Annotated in this window: 15 protein-coding genes; 5 read left to right on the forward strand and 10 right to left on the reverse strand. The window is 46.0% G+C overall.

Annotated features, from left to right (window positions below; all coding sequences use genetic code 11):
• Positions 1-110 precede the first annotated feature (110 nt).
• The 3 genes from astB (at position 111) to VN23_RS05130 (ending at position 4,097) form a co-directional block, all read left to right on the forward strand.
• Positions 111-1,448, forward strand: a complete 1,338-nt coding sequence (gene astB, locus VN23_RS05120; protein ID WP_046349962.1) for an N-succinylarginine dihydrolase — start codon at positions 111-113, stop codon at positions 1,446-1,448.
• Positions 1,449-1,600: 152 nt separating this feature from the next.
• The gene (astE, locus tag VN23_RS05125; protein WP_046349963.1) at positions 1,601-2,623 is read left to right on the forward strand and encodes a succinylglutamate desuccinylase; all 1,023 of its coding nucleotides are present in this window, start codon (positions 1,601-1,603) and stop codon (positions 2,621-2,623) included.
• Positions 2,624-2,774: 151 nt separating this feature from the next.
• Positions 2,775-4,097, forward strand: coding sequence for an SGNH/GDSL hydrolase family protein (locus VN23_RS05130; RefSeq protein ID WP_082752605.1), 1,323 nt, complete (start codon positions 2,775-2,777; stop codon positions 4,095-4,097).
• Between the two features lie 452 nt (positions 4,098-4,549).
• Here the strand turns inward: VN23_RS05130 and VN23_RS05135 are convergent, their stop codons facing one another.
• The 9 genes from VN23_RS05135 to VN23_RS05190 form a co-directional block, all read right to left on the reverse strand.
• Positions 4,550-5,410: a hypothetical protein gene (locus VN23_RS05135; protein ID WP_046349964.1), complete on the reverse strand. Its 861-nt coding sequence runs from the start codon at positions 5,408-5,410 to the stop codon at positions 4,550-4,552.
• 663 nt (positions 5,411-6,073) lie between these two features.
• On the reverse strand, positions 6,074-7,141 hold the full coding sequence (locus tag VN23_RS05140; protein ID WP_046349965.1) for a type II asparaginase: 1,068 nt from the start codon (positions 7,139-7,141) through the stop codon (positions 6,074-6,076).
• A gap of 151 nt (positions 7,142-7,292) precedes the next feature.
• Positions 7,293-8,225, reverse strand: coding sequence for a dihydroorotate oxidase (locus tag VN23_RS05145; RefSeq protein WP_046349966.1), 933 nt, complete (start codon positions 8,223-8,225; stop codon positions 7,293-7,295).
• A 462-nt stretch (positions 8,226-8,687) separates the two neighbouring features.
• Complete coding sequence (locus VN23_RS05150) at positions 8,688-9,761, reverse strand: diguanylate cyclase domain-containing protein (protein WP_046349967.1); 1,074 nt, start codon at positions 9,759-9,761, stop codon at positions 8,688-8,690.
• Between the two features lie 332 nt (positions 9,762-10,093).
• Positions 10,094-10,345: a flagellin gene (locus VN23_RS05155; protein ID WP_046349968.1), complete on the reverse strand. Its 252-nt coding sequence runs from the start codon at positions 10,343-10,345 to the stop codon at positions 10,094-10,096.
• Positions 10,346-10,533: 188 nt separating this feature from the next.
• On the reverse strand, positions 10,534-11,844 hold the full coding sequence (locus VN23_RS21930) for a hypothetical protein (RefSeq protein WP_197433023.1): 1,311 nt from the start codon (positions 11,842-11,844) through the stop codon (positions 10,534-10,536).
• A gap of 492 nt (positions 11,845-12,336) precedes the next feature.
• Entirely contained in the window at positions 12,337-13,476 is a 1,140-nt protein-coding gene (locus VN23_RS05175) for a YbdK family carboxylate-amine ligase (RefSeq protein ID WP_046349972.1), read from the reverse strand.
• Positions 13,477-13,481: 5 nt separating this feature from the next.
• On the reverse strand, positions 13,482-14,666 hold the full coding sequence (locus VN23_RS05180; protein ID WP_046349973.1) for a cation:proton antiporter: 1,185 nt from the start codon (positions 14,664-14,666) through the stop codon (positions 13,482-13,484).
• A 516-nt stretch (positions 14,667-15,182) separates the two neighbouring features.
• A complete protein-coding gene (locus VN23_RS05190) occupies positions 15,183-15,998 on the reverse strand; it encodes an arylamine N-acetyltransferase family protein (RefSeq protein WP_046349975.1) in 816 nt (271 codons plus the stop codon).
• A 363-nt stretch (positions 15,999-16,361) separates the two neighbouring features.
• On the opposite strand from VN23_RS05190, the gene VN23_RS05195 reads away from it, so the two are divergent.
• The gene (locus VN23_RS05195; RefSeq protein ID WP_046349976.1) at positions 16,362-17,501 is read left to right on the forward strand and encodes a pyridoxal-phosphate-dependent aminotransferase family protein; all 1,140 of its coding nucleotides are present in this window, start codon (positions 16,362-16,364) and stop codon (positions 17,499-17,501) included.
• Between the two features lie 86 nt (positions 17,502-17,587).
• Here the strand turns inward: VN23_RS05195 and VN23_RS05200 are convergent, their stop codons facing one another.
• Complete coding sequence (locus tag VN23_RS05200) at positions 17,588-19,054, reverse strand: alanine/glycine:cation symporter family protein (protein ID WP_046349977.1); 1,467 nt, start codon at positions 19,052-19,054, stop codon at positions 17,588-17,590.
• A 438-nt stretch (positions 19,055-19,492) separates the two neighbouring features.
• Here VN23_RS05200 and VN23_RS05205 point away from each other — a divergent pair, with 438 nt between their 5' ends.
• Complete coding sequence (locus VN23_RS05205; RefSeq protein WP_046349978.1) at positions 19,493-20,290, forward strand: 2OG-Fe(II) oxygenase; 798 nt, start codon at positions 19,493-19,495, stop codon at positions 20,288-20,290.
• Positions 20,291-20,293: the final 3 nt, after the last annotated feature.

Consider the following 20,293-nt stretch of genomic DNA (forward strand, 5'->3'; position numbering starts at 1 on the left):
AAGAAGTATTTTTTAAAGTTTGCAGAGGCTGGGATTTATAGGCGGTATGGCGAGTTTTATTGTTGATTGCCGTGATTTCTGCAGATGTTTTGTCATATTAAGGAAGAAAAATGTCGACCAGTTTTGAAGCTAATTTTGATGGTTTAGTTGGGCCTACTCACCATTATGGCGGCCATTCTTTTGGTAATGTGGCCTCCACATCCAACGCCAATAAAGCCGCCAACCCGCGTGAAGCGGCTAAGCAAGGCCTTGCCAAAATGAAAGCGCTGGCCGATATGGGCTACAAGCAGGGCGTGTTTGTGCCACAAGAGCGCCCGGCCATTGGCCTGCTGCGCGATTTAGGTTTTAGCGGCGATGATGCCAGCGTGCTGGCTGCGGTGGCTAAAGCCTCGCCGGGGCTGCTGGCTAATGTGTCATCCGCTTCCAGTATGTGGACAGCCAATGCCGCCACGGTGAGCCCTTCAGCAGATACGGTTGATGGCCGCGTGCACTTTACTGCTGCTAATTTGCAAAATAAATTTCACCGCGCCATTGAGCATGCTCAAACCACCCGCTCGCTTAAAGCGATGTTTAATAATGATGCGGTCTTTGCACATCACGATGCGTTGCCGATGCAAGCTGTATTTGGCGACGAAGGCGCGGCGAATCACACCCGGTTTTGTCACGATTATGGCCAGCTTGGGGTTGAATTCTTTGTTTATGGTCGCCAGCATTGGGGCGGCGGCGTTGAGCCGCAAAAATTCCCAGCCCGGCAAACGCGTGAAGCCGGTGAGGCGATTGCTCGTTTACATGGCTTAAGCGCCGATCACATGGTGTTTGCTCAGCAAAACCCAGCGGTGATTGACGCCGGCGTGTTTCACAATGATGTGATTTCGGTCGGCAATCAAAATGTGTTGTTTAGCCATGAAACGGCCTTTTTGCGCCAGGCTGCAGTCTATGCCGAGCTGGACGCTAAGCTCGGTGGTGGTTTGCAAGTGATTGAAGTGCCACTGGCCCAAGTCAGCGTGGCCGATGCGGTGAAGTCCTATCTGTTTAACAGCCAGCTATTAGCGCGTGCCGATGGTCGCCAGAATCTGGTTGTGCCGGATGAATGCCGCGCCACGCCCGCGGTTTGGGATTATCTGCAAGGCATGCTGGCCAGCAATGGCCCGATTGCCGAGCTGATGGTGTTTGATTTGAAGCAAAGCATGCAAAATGGCGGTGGCCCGGCTTGTTTACGCTTACGCGTAGCTTTGAAAGAAAAAGAACTGGCGGCGGTGAATCCGCATATCTGGATGAACGACGCGCTGTTTGCCAAGCTAAATACATGGGTAGACCAGCATTATCGTGATCGCCTTACCGAAGCAGATTTGGCCGATCCTAAGCTGATTATTGAAGTGCGCACTGCGCTGGATGAGCTGACACAGATTTTACATCTTGGCTCGATTTATCCTTGCCAGCTTGCTTGATAGAAAGTGGGGCGCGTGATGCGCCCTTTTTTGTTTCTGGCTTTGCTTACGTAGAGCTTTGATTTGAACGACAGAATGCGTGGGCATTTATCGGCGGCATGCCCACCGCAACCATCTGCTAGACTGATAAGCCGCCCAAAAGATCTCGCAAAATGAGTAACTCTTGTTTAGAACAATCTTTTTTAGCACAAGCCTTGGCTGGCAAGACTTGTATTTCCTTGCCTTACTGCCTGCCCAACGGTACGCATGTGCAGGTGATGGACGAAGGGGTGATTCGCTTCGAGCCTAAAGATCCAAGTGACAGGCAGCTGGATGTGGTGTTGAGCTGCGGTATTCATGGTAATGAAACTGCACCGATTGAGTTGCTTGATCAGATTATTAGCCAGATTCTGGAAGGCCAGCTTAGAGTGCGCGCGCGGGTGTTGTGTGTATTTGGCAATGTGGAGGCGATGCGCCAGGGGGTGCGTTGCCTTGATCAGGATATGAACCGCCTGTTTTGTCGCTTGCCTGATGTAGGCGATGGCTTTGAGGCCCGCCGTGCGGCGATGCTGGAAATGCAGCTGATGCGGTTTTTTTCCAGATCGATTCAAGATGGTAAGCCACGCCTGCATTATGATTTGCACACGGCGATTCATGGCTCCCTCATTGAAAAATTTGCTATTTATCCTCTGCCACCGCATGGCCGCGATTTTGATCCCTTGCAAGTCGCCCGCTTAGCTTGCGCCGGTGTGGATGCGGTGCTTTTGCAATCCACTACTTCCACGACTTTCTCGTTTTTCTCCAGCCAGCATTGCGGTGCAGCGGCCTTTACGGTGGAGCTGGGCCGCGCCATGCCTTTTGGTCAGAACACTGCGGTTGATTTAAGCAAAATGAAGGCATACTTAGAAGGCTTGATTAGTGGTGAGCTGCCTGATTGCGATGTCGTGCCTGCCCATGTCAGCTTGTTTAAAGTTTCGCGTGAGATCGTTAAGCAAAGCGAAGACTTTGTTTTGCGCATTGATGCCCAAATGGATAATTTTGCACCGCTAGCGATCGGCACCCTTCTTGCGGAGGAGGGCGATGTGCAGTATGTGGTGGATGAAGCCAATGCACGGCTTATTTTTCCTAATCCTCATATAGACGTAGGGCAGCGGGCGGCGTTAGTGGTTGTGCCAACGCAAGGCTACTCGCGTTAAATAGATCAGGCATTGCAAAAAGGCGAAAAGCGGCATGCTTTTCGCCTTTTTTGTGGGTGCTAAACAGGGGTTGGTGTTTTGGCTTACTGGCTGCTTTGGTTTGATTGTCTTAGCATAAGCAAATGTTAATATTCAAGAGGCGTTGCCAGCTATGCGTTTACTTCTCTCTATTAGCTTGCTGATTAGCACATCGGTATGGGCGGCTCCTGTGCTTGAAGCGCAGAGCCCTGATCCACAATTAGGTAGCGTACTCTCTGCACAAAAGCCGCTGAGTGCTGCGGAGCTGCTTAAAGCACCCAAGGTGGCTGGAATGTCCCGACTGGGGGGCTACACCTACACCTATTTGCGCTGCTATTACCGCCTCGAAAACAATAGTGCAAAGCCCGCAACCAGCTATGCATGGGCAATCGATCCCAGTAGTGGTGCTTATTACAAGCTGTATGGCAACTGGTGGGCCGATGGTCAATTTCAGTGGAAAAACATGTTTTACACCGATGTAGCGCAAGCTACGATGAGTAGCGTATGCCGTAAAACACTGGATCAGCAGGGCGTTAAAACGCCACTTGCTTTAGTTGCAGCGGCTAATAACGCCTTATCGTTTAATGCCACGGTGTGGACCAACGATCAGGCCACGCAAAGCCACACAATTAGCAAAGTGATTGCCTTTGGCGATAGCCTGTCTGATACGCAAAATATGTATAACGCATCCATGTGGAAACTACCCAATTCAAAAGCATGGTTTATTGGCCGCTTTAGTAATGACAAGGTTTGGGTGGAATACCTAGCCGAAAGTCTGAAATTGCCTTTATATAACTGGGCGATTGGAGGCTCTGCAGCCGATACTCATTTAGTGGTGCCGGGATTAATTCAGCAGGTGCAATCGTGGACAGAATATATGTCGCAAGCACCAGCCTATCGCCCGGAAAATACGCTATTTACCATGTTGATTGGTGGCAATGATTTATTAAACTATGGCCGCACGGTGGATCAGCTGATTGCAGGGCAAACCACGGCGCTTGATCAATTGATTGCGGCAGGCGGGCGTAATATTCTGCTGCTTAATCTGCCCAATATATCGCGCGTGCCCGTCTTTAAAATGCGTAATGACGCCGATAAAGTCGCGGCACAAGTGGTGGAATATAACCAGCGTTTAACGATGCTAGTGGCCGCATTACGCATGAAACATGGTAATCGTTTAAATATTCAACTCTTTGATACCGGCGCTATGTTTACCGATTTATTAGATCATCCGGCTAAATATAATGTTAAAAACACCACAAGCTCTTGCTTGGATATTAATTCCACCGCCAGTACCGTTTATCTACAAGCCCAAAAGCCCCGTAAAGAATGCACCAATCCCGATGAATTTGTTTTTTGGGACAATATGCACCCTACCACCAATACCCACCGCCTATTGGGCAAATTTACCGGTGATTTTGCAAAGCAGTACTTTGTGAATTTACCCGTCAATTAATGATTTTTAGGTGCTATTTAAAACCGCCACATTATCGTGGCGGTTTTTTTATGCGCTGAGATTGTTGAATAAGAGGTGTGCTAACAGTACTTGGCTGCTCTGCATTACATAAAGAATACGCTGTGTTCTTTATGTAGGGCAGGGTGTACTCCAATCCTATCAATTTAATCTGAATTCGTAGATTGGGTTAGCAGGCCTTATTGTGTAAGCCATCATTCTTTTGTGCCTAAATGTTGGGTTGTGCGGGTTTGTCCGCTAAAAATTGGCGAACAATCCCGCTAACCTAACCTACGGGAGCATCGCTCAGGCGGCTATTGCTTAAGTTGTTAGGATTGGGGTAAAAACCCGCCAATAGTGAAATAAAGGCGTCTGGTACGCTGAAAACAGCCCAAAAATGATTGATGCTAGAAAATTAGATACAATTTTTTTGCTGAATGATAAAGGAGCGGACATTATGGAATTGCAATATTTGTTTGAGAGTTTTTATCAAAGGCTTCGAGTTTGTTAAGGAATGCGTAAATTCCATCTTTTCTCCGAGAAAAACATTCTGCTAATGGTAGGTCCAAACCTGCATTTGCAATTCTGTGCTTCATTCTCTGGACTCGTTGCTCCCAAGCACCATCGAGAAGAACAAAATCACAACAGTTAATTGGTATCATTGCATGAAGTAAGTCAATTATGTCGTTGTTTGTAATTGGAGCTGTTAGGTCTAAGTAGTAGCCGCGTAATAACTCATCAAGAATAATAATAGTACGAGGGAGATTGTTATCTGGCTTGTTGTTTTTAGCTTGTTTAATTGAGGATGGAGAAGATCGGCACATTTCAATTTTTTCTTTTATTTGTAGGACAAGTGCACGTTGTTCTTCCAATATTTCATCTCTATAGATATGGGCTAGCGTGATAAAGCCACTGAAGGTGAGTTTATTATGAGGTGAATTTTGAATTAGAAAGATGAGTTGTGGGAGATCTGCGGGTGGCCAAAAACGTTTGATATTATTTGTTTCAGCTCGCTCCCTATCAATGATTTTATTTAGTGCGAAGTCTGTTAGAAAAATGTTAGGCAATAAACGTTCAATAAAACTTTCCGCATCAATTGCGTGTCGAGAGTTATTTGACGACGAAAACTCACTTAATGAAAACGTTGAGATAAGCAGGGTGCCTTTTTTGTTGTTTAATGCACTTACAAATCGATTTTGTAGTGCGATGTCTTCTGAAAACAAACGAATTGCCCAGTGGTCAAGATACACGGTTGGAGAGATAAAAGACTGTTGTACATGCAGAACAGAGGATTTGATATGTATTTCGATGGGCATGTTGTTCCCACTTTTGATGAGCACCTTCTGTGCAGTATTTATGAGCGGAGCTTCCGCATCGGCTTATTTCCTTGAATGGCTCAGAAAACAATCCAAAAGGTAGTTCAAAAATATGAAAGTGCTACGTAATTAGTCTGGGTAGTTGGTCGCTTAATTTTAATAGTGTTTGAAAATCATTTAACAAGACGATAGCAGCTTTGAGATATATATTTCAGTTCTACAAGTTGATAGCAGTGTGCGCAGCTCATCGAGGTAGGGCTATTTTCAAAATCCATTTTTGGTGAGTTTTGTCGATGTGTAATGGTTGTACCCTGATATTCAGTGCCATTAAAAAGTGTTTTTCCACAAAAAGGACAAGGCGTTGCATCTGAGGTTTGCATGTGGCTCTCTTGCTTGTTATGTTGTGCCAGTTTTATATATAACCTAAAATTACTTTTTATTTATTTTATTACATGCCCCTCAGTACTCTATAACTCCCTAAAAAATTTTCTCAGTAAATAATAAGTTAATTACTCTCCACTATTAAAGCTAAGAAGTTGTGTGCTAGTGTTGATCTCACCCTTTCACCCAACAAAAATGCGGCCTTAAAGGCCGCATTTTTATACTAAAGAATTAAAACAAACATCAACCACTGTGTTAACTGCAGCGGCCGAGTTTGTTTGCTTAGTAGGTGTAGAACATGCGTTGAATTTCTTTGCTGTCTTTAGTTTTAGTCAGTGCCAGCATCAGCAGAATGCGGGCTTTTTGTGGGGTAAGGGTGTCGGATACGGTGAAGTCGGTTTTGTCATCGTCATTTTCGCCGCCACGTACTGTTGGGCCATTGCCGGTGCGGGATGAGCGATTAATGTGGATGCCTTGTTGGCGTAATTCGGTAAGGCGGGCGCGAACCGGTGCGGCCAAGCTGCCGTCCCCCGTACCTGCATAAACAATGCCCACATCGCCAGCAGCAGCAAAGGCATCAATGGCAAGGGTGTTGGCATTGGCCGAGCCGTAAGCAATATCTACAGCAGGTAGAGTTTCCAGGCGGCTTACATCAAATTCGGTTTCGCTGGTGTGTTTGCGGGTGCTGCTGCGATAAAACTTAGCCTGGCCCGATACCATATAACCTAGGCTGCCCAGCTCTGGTGCTCTGAAGGTGTGACCCGTAATGGTGTTGGTTTTAGTCACATCACGCGCGCCTTGGATTTCGTCATTCAAGGATACTAAGACACCTTGGCCAACGGCTTCTTTGCTGCCTGCCAGTGCGACTGCATTGTAAAGATTGATCGGGCCGTCTGCGCTAATGGCGGTGGCCGGGCGCATTGCGCCAACGATAACCACTGGCTTTTTGCTTTTCACAACCAGATTTAGAAAATAGGCGGTTTCTTCGATGGTATCGGTGCCGTGGGTAATCACTACGCCGTCTACATCGGATTTTTTCAGTACTTCATTGACGCGTTTGGCAAGTTTTAGCCAGTGCTCATTGCTCATGTTTTCGCTGGCAATCTGGAATACTTGCTCGCCTTTAACCTGTGCTACTTTTTGTAATTCTGGCACGGCTTCAATCAGGCGTTCTACGCCAATTTTGGCGGCAGTATAGCCAACGGTGGTGGTACTGGTGGCGCCAGTGCCTGCGATAGTGCCACCTGTTGCAAGAATCATTACATTGGGGAGTTTATCTGCTGCATTGGCTGCGAAGGCTGCACAAATGAGAGTAAGGGTAAGACCCGTCTTAACACATTGAGTAAACATGCTTTTCCTCCAAATTGGGGCGTAGTTTAATTAAACTGTGCTGGCCCGTGATAAAAAAACTGCAATGTACAGAAGCAGATGATCTTGCTCTGGGCAATAACAGGAGTATATGGATGGAATACCTAATGGGGAAATATATTATGCAGATTGTTTAAATTGTTTTTAATTTGCCTTGAAATTCCCGAATTGTTTTATACCCTTTTTCTTTCATGATCTTGGCTAACTCTATGTTTAAGCGAACAAAAATCTCTGGGCCTTCTTCATAAAGCGCTGTGCCTACTTGTACAATGCCTGCGCCTGCTAATAAATGCATAAAGACATGTTCGCCGGTACTGACCCCGCCGCAGCCAATAATGGATTTTTTAGGGCAGCGTTGATGAAATGCATTGACATTGGCCAATGCAGTTGGTAGTACGTAATCGCCGCCAATTCCTCCAAAGCCCTCTTTGGGTTTGATCAGTACCGTTTCGCTATTAATATCAATCATCAGGCCATTGCCTATTGAATTAATGCAGGTAATAAAACTGACTTTTTCGTAGCGGTTTAATATCTCAGCCACTTCATCAAAATGGGCGATATCAAAATAGGGTGGTAGTTTAATACCAAAGGGGCGGGAATAAGCTGCGCTTATTTCGGCAAGGATGACATCAAGCGCTTCAAAATCATAAGCAATTTGCGCTTTACCCGGCACATTGGGACAGGATAAATTAAGCTCTAGAATAGCCGGAGTATAAGCATCCTGGATTTGCGCCACCATGGTTAAATTATCGTCTAGCGTTAATCCGGCAATAGAAAAAAATAAGGGCTTATTTTCATAATCATGCCGCTCTGCATAATCCAAATAATATTGGTGGCCTTCATTAGGCAGGCCCATTGAATTAATACTGCCCATTGCCAGCGTGTGATAGCGGGGCTCAGGGTTGCCATCCCGGCGTAATAGGGTGCAGCTTTTGGTTACCATTGCGCCCGCTTTACTTTCTGCAAGGGCATTGAGCTGATTGTTGACGTTGCACCAAACGCCGGAAGCGTTCATCAACGGCGATGTCAGGGGGCGCCCAAGGAAAAATGTTGAGAGGTCGAGCATGGTCGGCTTCCGCAGGAGTTTATGTCAGGGCCATCATAAAATAGTTGCTCAATACAGAGTGTGCGCGATATCAAGAAATGTGGCGAAGCAGGGGAGGTAAAAATGAAATTTGGAGGTATTGATAATATCTTTGTGAATTGTTAAATAAAATACTAAATGATGATGCCTTCATTGAAAACAGAGCGATAGGCAGACGTATGAGTCCCTTATTTTGGCGGTGTTTTTTTTAGGGCTCTGCTAATTGATGTAATTACGATCTGTGTTTTGTTGTTTATGACATGCGGGATTATGCGGAGGGGTTAATTTACATCTTTATCCGTAAGAATGAAGTGTAAGAAAAAATAATTGCGTTTATAAATGCGGCAATTTTGCGAGAATAAATCACTTTATTCAGGCATTTAAACGGCGCGAAGGCTTAATGTTTAGCTTGCTTATTTAAGTGTTAGAGCCGAGGTTATCCACTTATAAAGAGTGTTGCGTTTTAAACTCTTTTTTGGCCAGATACATTCTCTCATCCGCCATACGAATCAGCATCTCTGGCTCTTCATAAGAAGCGGGGCCCGTTTGGATGATGCCTGCGCTGAGGGTGATTTTTCCTAAGCGCTGAGTGATTTCACTATTTAAACGGTGGATATAAATATCGGAAGCTTGTTGTAACAAGCAGTTGGGCAAGATCAAGCAAAATTCATCCCCGCCATAACGAAAACAGCAGTCTTCCATCCGAGCTAGGCTGATGATGATATGGCCAACGGTGCGTAAAATTTCATCGCCAAACTGATGTCCTTTGTTGTCGTTGATGAGCTTGAAATCGTTGATATCCAGATAAACAATCGATACGGGTTCGGCGCGGCGTTGGGCGGAGCGCAGGGTGCGGGTCAGGGTTTCAATCAGCCCGCGTACATTCTGCAATCCAGTTAGCGGATCAATGCGGGTCATTTCTTCTAGTTGACAAGTACGATCTCTGACTTTTTCTTCCAGAATGCAGGCGTAATTTTCTGATTTCTCTCTGGAAATTTCTATTTCAGAAACCAAGCTGCGGATATATGTTTCAAAAACCAAGGTGATATCAAATAGAAATAATTTATCTAATGATGAAAGTAAGGCTCGCCTATCTTCTTCGTTACTCAGTGATTCATAAATAACATCGTGCAGCAGCGTTTGAAGCGTGCTAATTGCAGATAGATAAAGCTTAGGCTCTACGCCAATTCGTTTATGCACTAAGCCAATGCGTAAACGGTTATTTACATATTCTAAATCATAAAGACCACTGAATAAATCCAGTACATAGCGGCGTTGTGCATTACGCAGGCGGCCCAAAGTATCCGCGTCGCCAATTAATAAGGAAATCTCTGCCACATTAGTCTGCAGCTGGTAAAACTGATCCACCAAGGTGTCGATTATGCTTTCAATAGTAGGCCGGAAGTTTTGTAGTAGCTTAAAGTCTTCTTCATTTAGAGAGAGCAAAATTTTACGATTTGCAATATCAAAATCGGTGATCCGCATTTGTTCAAGTAGAGTTTGTTCTGTTTGCTTCATGGCATTTCCCTTCTAAAGCCGCGCAGACTTTGCTGCAATACCGCAGCATGAACAATGCATGGAAATAATAGCTGAATTGGTTCATTTATTTTAGCTGTAATCAACTTCGATCATAGTCGTTTATTTGTGTTTTTCTGATTTTTAAGAAATTTAATTGTCAGGCGGTTATAGGTTTTTTTGTAAAAATGCCAATTTAAAACTTACATTTATACAAGGTTAGCCTGCTGACTACTTGGTTTGCTCGTCGTTTTGTTAGGAAGCCATGCCGCGTTTTTGGGCTCCCGCCATCTGGTATGACGATATAGTGCCTCCTTTTTTCGCATGTGTACGCGTTACAAACCTTTTAATAAACTCAGCACTAAATGAGGCATGGCATTGGCGGCAGCAAGCATGGCGTGGCCAATTTGCAGCAGGATTTGCGAGCGGGCTAGCGCCGCCATTTCTGCCGCCATATCGGCGTCCAGAATGCGGCTGCGGGCTGCGCTGGTGGTTTCGATACTGTTATCGATATAGGCGATAGTAAAGTTGATTCTGCTCTGGAATGCGCCAAGGCTGGATCGTTGCTGATTGAGCGTGTCGTGCATGCTCACGTGGGGCCGTATGCGGTTTACCCTCCCGTAAGCTACTTTGCTAAGTGATTTCACTAAAATTAGGGTGTCGAAGGGGCTGAAAAATGACTTTCGCATGCGTATGGCGGTCGCCCATCAAAATAAGGGGGCAAGACTATAAATTGCCTTTGCTCCCCTTCTATTAGGCTACCTGTTCCCTGTTGTCACTTGCATTGAGTACATCCCAATTGTTGCTTCAATGCATCGATTGCTGTTTTGTTGAAGTGTAATTGCGGATCAATAATCTCGGTTTCCTTGTCGAAGTAAAGCGAGATAATCTGGTCGTGCGCTATAAGGTTTGAAACGCGGAGGGCCAGCCGTGCATTGGCTTTTTGATAAGTGGGGCTTAACAGTTGGCGCTCTACTTCCCCGGCTGAGCTGAAATTAAAGAGATAAGTTTTTGTAGTAATTCCTAGTGAACTTGTCTGCTCAACACTTTTGAAAGTGCCACTTGCCAGTTTTGCACCCGTATTCTTACACTCATTGTCTACGCTGAATGCTTCAACCGTGTTGCGCCCCAGTTTTAGTGCTACACCTTCTTTTGCCATCGCATCAGGATAGATGCAGTGCATATCCTTGCTCCCTTCCTTGGCCACTAGGTTGCCCACTTGTAGTAATTTATTGGCGGGCAATAAGAGACGGGTACGTAAGCCGACCGAACCAGATGGGAATTTAGCATCGCCTAAACTATCCCTGAGCTTGGCATGACTGACAGGCAACAGGCCGTTCTTTGCTTCAGCAGTGCTAAAGACTAGGTTGTTTTTCATCAATGCTTGATTTAGATCGATTTCTTCAAGGTGGAAGTGATAGGTCGCCCGATCTTTATCTGAATTATGGGTAAGCCAGTCAGGTTTGCTCCATTGATTGAATCGATTAGTCAGCGTTGCATCATCTAGACTATCCAGTGCTCCTCCTCCCAATGTGTGATCAAGAAAATCTGCCACGTAATTAGGGTGGGCAGACAGTGCTTGGTGCAGAAAGACGGGTGAACTAAATGAGAGGCGGTTTGGTTGATGATTGTCTGTGATGACGCCTTGAGCGCTCATTTGCGTTTGGAGTGTACTGATTTCGCCTAGGGTGCCTTGCGTGGTTTCCACATGCAGGCTGTACATGTCCCCTTCTTGTAAGCGTTTGACGGTGCTACTTGGCACCTCTTTGGGGGGGAGTGCAGTTGTGTTTACTGTGGGTGTGGTTGGTGTACTTACTATTGGAGGTGATGTATTTGTTACCGACGGTGTGGAGGATGGGCTCGGTGTATTATCTCCGCCCCCTCCGCCACAGGCGGTTAATCCAAAACATAAAGAGAAGCTAGTTATTACAAAAAAATTTTTATTCAAAATATAACCTTTCAATCTTAAATTAATGCAATTAGCATGTTCAGTATTTAAAAATAACACTCCACCTTTGTAAGTAGTGATGCAGGTAGAGTAATAGTCATGAATTGTAATGTGATGGAAATAAATTACGGCCGTCATAATACAAGAACATGTTTCGAAAGATATATAGTGTCCCTGTGGTTTTATTTTTTGCGGGCGTACCTAGTTCTACGTATTGTTTTTATTGAAACAGCATGTTTTTTGGTTTTATCTATTTTCGTATTTTAATTTTACTGATCTTTGCCATCTTTCATTCCGGCATTTCACGAGGCTTTTGGGTAAGCCATCGATTGATGTTTTATGTCAATGACATTCTGGTGATGTCTTTCAGTGTTTATTTGGTAGGAAATCAGGATAACGGCAAGTACGGCTTAATTTATACCTAAGCGCTTATGGTTATTAATTAGCAACTATTTTGATCGTGATTTGTTTAGAGCTCTCTTATATGGTATTTGTTTTTTATCCCATTGTTATTGGTGCGATTAGCCGTGCGCGGTAAAGGTGTTTTGCATAAAAATACCGAGCGGTTAGATCGCTGACGTGAAGCATGTTTTAGATGCACGCTCAGTGTGCAATGCTCGCAGCTGGCTTTTATTTGTTTGGACAAGCGCCACTGCCATAGCGAAAACGTTGTATCGACGCATCGACCATGCCTGCCACATTGTTGCGCTTTTCGTATTCATTACGCAGAAAAGTGGCGTCATCCCCTTTGATGATTAACTGATGAATATGATCTAAAGCCGCTGTGCTATTTAATGCGGCGGCATGGGGCTGGATGCGGTTTAAGGTGTTGCTGATATCCTCCCGCAAGCTACTTTGCTGGTAGGTTTTAGGGTGAACTATCGTGCCATCTAGGCCAAAGCGGCAGGCCTGAAAGCGGTTGTAGTTGTAAACAAGATAATCGTCTTCCTCCGGCGGCGCTTCGTATTGCTCAAGCAAATAGCGACAAAGTGCTTGCAAGTAACACGCAAGGGCGGCCGCCCGTTCTACGGAAAGTGGCGTATCGCAAACGCGTAGTTCTATCGTGCCAAATTCGGGTTTGGGACGAATATCCCAGTAAAAATCTTTCATGCTTTTGATTACACCGGTTAACTCCATTTTTGCAAAATATTTTTGCTCAAAGTCTTCCCAGCGCAGCAAGAAGGGCGCGCGGCCACTTAAAGGAAAGGCAAATACAGAATTAAGCCGAGCCGAGTGAAACAGCGTGTCGTAGCCCTGCACAAAGGGGGATGAGGCCGATAAGGCAATAAAGTGCGGTACATAGCGGTTGAGTGCATGCAGCAGAAACATCGCCTCGTCACCGCTGGTGCAGCCCACATGCACATGTTGCCCAAAAATAGTGAATTGCTTAGTCAGATAGCCGTAAAGCTCGGAAACCTCATTAAAGCGAGGTTTGTTGAATATGCGCCGATCAGACCAAAGTTGAAAAGGGTGCGTGCCGCCGCCGCATACACCGATATTGAGCTTATCGCCTGCTTTCACCAGTGCATCACGCATATTTTGCAGCTGTAAGAGCAGCTTTGGGTATTCTGTTTGAATATCGGTGGAAATCTCGATCATGCTTTCTGTGATTTCTGGCGTGACATTGCCGGGAAAAGGCTGTCGGCTTAATAGCTCCAGTAAGTCCGGGCTGGATGCGGTTAAATCAAAATCACTGAGGCTGACCAGTTGTAATTCAAGCTCAACCCCAAGGCTGAGCGATTGCGAGGTACTAAAGGCTTCGAGTGGCATGGCGATTATTCCTTGTTTTTCGGGACTTCATGTGACCAGATCAAGGCCTGCTTGGTGATGATGGGGCCGAAGATTTCTAAAATCAGCGCCGCGGAGGCGAGTGGAATCAACTGATCGGCCAGATGAATGCCAAGGTGGCGGGTTTGCTCTAGCATCAGAATCACAAAGGCCGACATGGGGGTCATGGCGATGCCAAGCAGCATGCCTTTACGCCAAGTAATTCCGCTAATACGCGCAAAGACGCTGATGCCGCACACCTTAGTCAGCATACGGGTGGCAATGATGGCCAAACCTAAACCCATGCCCGAGATCACATGCTGCCATTGCAAGGTAGAGGCAATAAAGACAAACAACAGCACAGAAAGCAAATCACCTAATGCCCCAAAGCCGCGTTGCAAAGGGTGAAATTCTAGGCGGCGATGGCGCACCACCAAACCAAAGGTCAGCGTGGCCAGTACGGCAGAAAGCTTCAGGCTTTCGCTGAGCGCTACCAGCAGTACAAGGGCAATCACAAAAGCTAGTGTGTTGTCTTGATTTCGGCATTTAATGCCCCTCAGCAGGATGGGCACAATCAGCCCTAAGCATCCCCCTAGCAAAGCTGACGCAGCTAAAACCAGCAAGCTGCTGGATGCGGCGTGCCAGAGATTACCAGTGGTTTCAAACACTAGCAGCCCAACGATAATCTTAAAAACAAACACCGCCAGCACACAATTAAGAGCAGAAAGATGCAATAAGCGCTCGCTGACTTGCCCGGCACTACGCTGCTCGTTAATCACCCGCACAATGGCCGCGGGAGAAGTTGCCATAGAGAGCGATGCCAGCAGAAGGGCGTTGGTCGACGCCACGCCAAAGCCACTGGCTACTGCATAAACCGCAGCAAAAGTGAGGGTGGCTTCGGTCAGGCAAGTGACGCCTATCCACGGGTTGTGAATAAGCCAGCGCAAATTAATCCGATATCCTGCCTCAAATAAAATCAAGCCAAACGCTACATTGCTCAGCAAGAGCACGCTGGTGGATTGCCCGATGGGTAGCAGGCCCGCTTGTGATGAGGCGAGTAAAAACCCGACAATGGCGTAGCTGCTGATGCGGGGTATTTTTGCCCAGCGATAGCCATATTCGCCTGCAAACCAGGCAATGAGTAAGCTGATCGGCCATGCTAGCTCAGATGAAATTACCGTTAGATCAAACATAGATAGGTCCTGTTTTTGCCGAAAGACTACGTAAAAAGAAGATCTTTACGATCAAGCGGCATTCGATGTTTAGTAACCGTAAAGTGAAGATGTGAGCTGATCGGGAAAATTTTTCAGCGTGCGTTGAAGACCGCTCAAGTGGGCCACGGGAGAAATGGCTGGCTAGTCGTGGAGGGGTGGTGCGTTAAATTGTATTGCTGTCAGTTAATTATGTGTTTATTGTCAGGCTGGGCTTCTAATCTACATCAATCAATCCTGGGTGGATAGATGCTGTTCCCCTTTTTGGGCTTGTTTCATAAGGGTAAAAAGTCATGTTTCTTTAATTTGAAAATAGGCTTGTTGCTTGTTTTTGAAATGGGGCTGATCGCGTGCAGGAGCATTCTGAGCTGTGCAATATGGCTGAAGGGGGGCTATATCGCATCAAAGATTGATGCTGTTTGCCTGATATTTTAGGGGGTGTTGACGTTTGATTCACGGCGGTGCTGGCTGCAATTGTGAATCAAACGTTAACAGGCCCTAAGTATTGACTTGGCTAAGGGTCTTTTTTTCAGGCAAGAGTGCCGCAATACGGGCGTTTTCCGGGAGTGAAATTTGAAAATACTGCTGCAAAAGCTGGCGGTATTCTGCGTTGTTATTGATATGGTGAATTGTGCGGCGGCCATTTTTTGTTTGAATCACACAGCCATTTGAAATGGTATTGCGCCCCTCTGGCGTTGCGATTGAGCAAACCGATTTTTGTGTGAAATGAGAAGCAGGAGATGTTTGCTGGTAAACGCACATCTCTGCAAAAGCACTAATGCCATAAGCATTTAGGGTGAATTGATATTGCGGCTTATATTCTTGATTGCTCTTTTTTTGCATCACAGTATAAAAATCATCGCTTTGCATAATTTGGTAGCTGGTATTTTCATTTTTTAGGCTATGGATGGCTAAGGGCGTTTGAAATGAATCGCCAAAACCGACATCGGCAATAAATTGTTGATGATCCAGAGTAATGAGTAGTAATAAATGATCGAATTCCGGCCCATAGTTTTTGCCATTGAATACTTTGGCTGAGATAAGTTGAGCGCTGAAACCAAGAGATGAAAGCAGCACAGAAAACAAGTAATTCAGCTCATAACAAAAGCCACCGCGCTTTTCCAGAATTACTTTTTTAAAAAGTGCGGGGGGAGTAAGCACAATAGGAGTGCTTAAGTGAATATCTAAATTTTCAAAAGGAATATGCCGCATATGGGCTTGATGCAAGGCGGTGAGCGTGGCTAGATCTACGGCGATGCTGCCGGAATAATTGATTCGTCCCAGATATTGCTCGATTTCTTTATCGCTTAGCATCCGCTTATCCTTAGTTTGATTCTCTATTAAAAAATGCAGCTATGCCTCTTGCTAAATGACGTCTATGTCGATGGGTTTCTTGAGGGCCGCGTTTGGTTTTTGAATGTGTAGGGCGAGCAATGCTAAAAAGTACGCGGGTAAGCCCTTTCCTAGGATATTTATAATGTGCTTGTACAAGAGGGAACATCAGTAAATACAGTGTAAGTGTACGCCCGCTGGATGACATTCTGCTTAAAATTTGACTTAAAAAGGGGAAGGCAACAGATGGTTTTTTGCACTGCAGCAACATAAGTGTTTTCCGCTGCCGTAAGATGGGCTAAAAAGTCTGATAATGTCACGACCCACCTTCAGACGGAGATTTCAATGCTTACGCCACCGATGATTATGCCTTTCTTCCCACCTCATCGTATTTTGATGGGGCCTGGGCCGTCCGATATTTATCCTTCTGTGTTGGCCGCGTTATCTAAGCCGACGGTGGGCCATTTAGACCCACTGTTTGTGGGGATGATGGACGAGATTAAAACGCTGTTGCAATACGCGTTTCAGACCAAAAATTCAGTCACGATGGCGGTATCAGCACCTGGCTCGGCAGGGATGGAAGCGTGTTTTGTGAATCTGGTTGAGCCGGGTGAAACCGTCATTGTTTGCCGCAACGGCGTATTTGGTGAGCGTATGCGCCAAAATGTCGAGCGCCTTGGCGCAATGGCCGTGCTGGTGGACAATGCCTGGGGCGAGCCGGTTAATCCGAATCAGGTTGAGGACGCACTTAAAGCGCATCCAGAAGCCAAGTTTCTTGCCTTTGTACACGCAGAAACTTCGACAGGCGCTGTGTCTGACGCCAAAACCCTCTGTGCGCTAGCTAAAAAATACGATTGTCTAACGATCGTGGATGCGGTGACTTCCCTTGGCGGCGTTGAGCTGCGTGTGGACGATTGGGGCATTGATGCGGTGTATTCGGGCAGCCAGAAGTGTTTATCCTGCGTGCCGGGCCTGTCGCCATTGTCTTTTTCTGATGCGGCCGTGGCTAAATTAAAAGCGCGCAAAACACCGGTGCAAAGCTGGTTTTTAGATCAAAGCTTAGTGATGGGCTATTGGGGTGATGCCACTGGCGGCGCAAAGCGTAGCTATCACCACACTGCGCCTGTGAATACGCTGTATGCTTTGCATGAATCTTTGCGCTTGCTGGCGAATGAAGGCTTAGAAAAAGCATGGCAGCGCCACCGTGATATGCATCAGCTGCTGCGCTATGGTCTGGAATCTTTGGGGCTGGAGTTTGTGGTGGATACCGCCTACCGCCTGCCTCAGCTCAATACCGTACACATTCCCGCAGGGATTGACGATGCAGCGGTGCGTAAGGTGCTACTGGAAGATTACAACTTAGAAATCGGCGCAGGTTTGGGTGTGTTTGCGGGTAAAGCATGGCGAGTTGGCCTGATGGGCTACGGCGCACGGCGCGAAAATATTGCTCTGTGTGTGCATGCTTTGACGACGGTGCTGCGCTAAGGATTGAATGAGGTGCGCGGGGTGGGGTTTGCCCCGGCTATAAAAAACAATGCCGGCCCTATGCATAGGGTCGGCATTGTTTATGACTAAGCTTTTGGTGCTTCTGGCACTGCTTCAGATTCTAAATGCTTAGCATGCCAATGTTTGGCTACATTCAGCCCCAAGGCTTTAGGGTTGAATATCGGATCCTGCTTAAGGCTGAGCTGTTGTTCATAGTCTTTTAGCATCGCTAAGGCTGGTTTTTGCAGCGCTAAAATGGCGATGATATTAAGCCAGGCCATCAGCCCAACGCCCATATCACCCAATCCCCAAGCCAGCTCTGCCGTGCGAATGCAGCCGTAGAACGACACGGCAAGAATGGCTAGTTTTAAAACAAAAAATAGTCCGGCAGAAGGAATTTTGCGGGCTAAAAAGGCGATATTGGTTTCGGCAATATAGTAGTAAGCCAAAATTGTGGTGAAGGCGAAAAAGAATAGGGCGATGCCGACAAACATGGAGCCAAAGCCGGGCAGGGCTTGCTCTACCGCTGCCTGAGTAAAATCACTCCCTGCCGTCATGCCTGCTAGTCCCGTGAAAATAGTCTGCCCATCGGGAGCCACCACATTGTATTTGCCGGTAATTAAAATCATAAAGGCGGTGGCAGAGCATACAAAGAGTGTGTCGATATACACCGAAAATGCTTGCACCAAGCCTTGTTGGGCTGGGTGTTTGACTTCGGCCGCAGCGGCTGCATGCGGCCCTGTGCCTTGGCCTGCTTCATTTGAATAAATACCGCGTTTTACACCCCATTGGATCGCTAAGCCCAGCATGGCACCCATACCCGCTTCAGTACCAAAGGCAGAACGGATAATCAGCATAAATACATCGGGCAATTGTTGGATATTGAGCAAAATCACCACAAAAGCAATCAGGATATAGCCCAGAGCCATAAAGGGCACTACCACTTGCGCCACTTTGGCAATACGTTTTACACCGCCAAAAATAATCATCCCAAGTAACAACACCACGATTGCGCCTGTGACTTCTGGGTTAAGGCCAAAGGCCGTTTTTAAGCCGGCGGCAATCCCATTGGCTTGCACGCCCGGCATCAGTACTCCGCAAGCAATGACGGTGACACAGGCAAACAGCATGGAATACCATTTCCAGCCTAAGCCTTTTTCAATATAAAAAGCGGGGCCGCCTCTGTACTGGCCCTCGTGTTTTTCGTGATAAATTTGTCCGAGTACCGATTCGACGTAAGCGGTGCTTGCGCCTAAGAAAGCCACGACCCACATCCAGAAAATAGCGCCCGGCCCGCCAAAAGAGATGGCCGTGGCAACCCCAGCAATATTCCCGGTCCCCACACGGCCAGAAAGAGATAAAGAGAGTGCTTGAAACGATGAAACACCCGCAGCAGACGCTTTACCATCGAACATCAGGCGAATCATTTCACGGATATGGCGAATTTGCATAAAGCGGGTACGGATTGAAAAATACAGCCCTACACCCAGGCATAAGTAAATAAGAGCAGGGCTCCAGACCCAGCTATTAATCGCATTAACCCATTCTTGCATGTGTTCTCCTGACGCATTTTGAATGCGAAATATGTCAAAGGGAGAACCATTGTTAAGCAGAATGTGACATTTTTATTACTAGGATCTTCCCTTAGGTAGCTAGCTATACGCGATGGATACTCATACGTCATTAAAAGAGGTCTGCTGCTTTGAAAGCGGCTGATTGACACACTCTAGGTGGTTTTTGTCACAAACTTAGGCTTAAATAGTAATAATTCTTATTACTATTTAAGCCTGTGCATGGTAATCTCAGAAAGCTTTATGATGCATTGATATTCGGCATGAAGTGGGTGATATTAGGGTGATATGAGTATGTATATTTGCTTAATCTTACTTTTATTGGCATGAAACACCCTAAAGTGGTAAATCTCATTCCCGCTACCAAACACAAATCTTATTAGGTCGACTTAGTATTTTAACGCATGGGAGTATTGTCTTATGGGTCAAAGAATAGTCAGAATCGCTAAAAAATTATCGCCTGATTTAATCAGTGATCTTATTCATGATGAGATTGCTGCAGTGGTAATAGAAGCCTATTACCCCGCACATTTATGCGATTTATTAAGTAATAATATATTACGCAGCCAGGATATCGATCCCTATACCCACGAAGTGGTTGAGGATGACGCGCTGCTGCAAAAGTATTTTGGTGTGGATCGGATCGGTATTCCTTTTAATAGCACTTATAACGCGGCTAATCCTGAAAAAATAAATGAATACTACCGCGAAGCCAGCGTGCAAATTGAGCGCTTGCGTGCGTATTGCGAGCACTTTTTATCACCCATTGATAAATTGCGCCTGGAATTAGATGAATTATTTATTCCAGGCGCAACGGTCGCTCATTTTCAGAATAAAAAAATGCTGGCGGGTATTGTGAGAATTAGCAAGGCGGAGCAATCTTATTTAAGCGCTTTAGAGCCACATTTTGATGCATTGCCGCCTAAATATGCCGAATTAGATGCCCAGCTTGCTGCTAATATTTATTTAAAAGTACCGGATGTGGGCGGGGAATTAGAAATATGGGATATCCCTGCACTGACACCTTTTACTCAAGCTCCGGAGCAATGGCGGGCTCAATTACCTGTTCCTATTAAAATAAAACCCAAACAAGGCGATCTGGTGATTTTTAACTGCCGTAAACCGCATGCAATTTGCGCGTTTTTGGGGGAAGACAGAATCACCACACAAATGTTTATGGGCTATCAGCTGGAAAAACCACTCTTGCTTTGGAATTAGGAG

Origin of the sequence: Janthinobacterium sp. B9-8 (assembly GCF_000969645.2) — a bacterium.
Lineage (GTDB): Bacteria > Pseudomonadota > Gammaproteobacteria > Burkholderiales > Chitinibacteraceae > Iodobacter.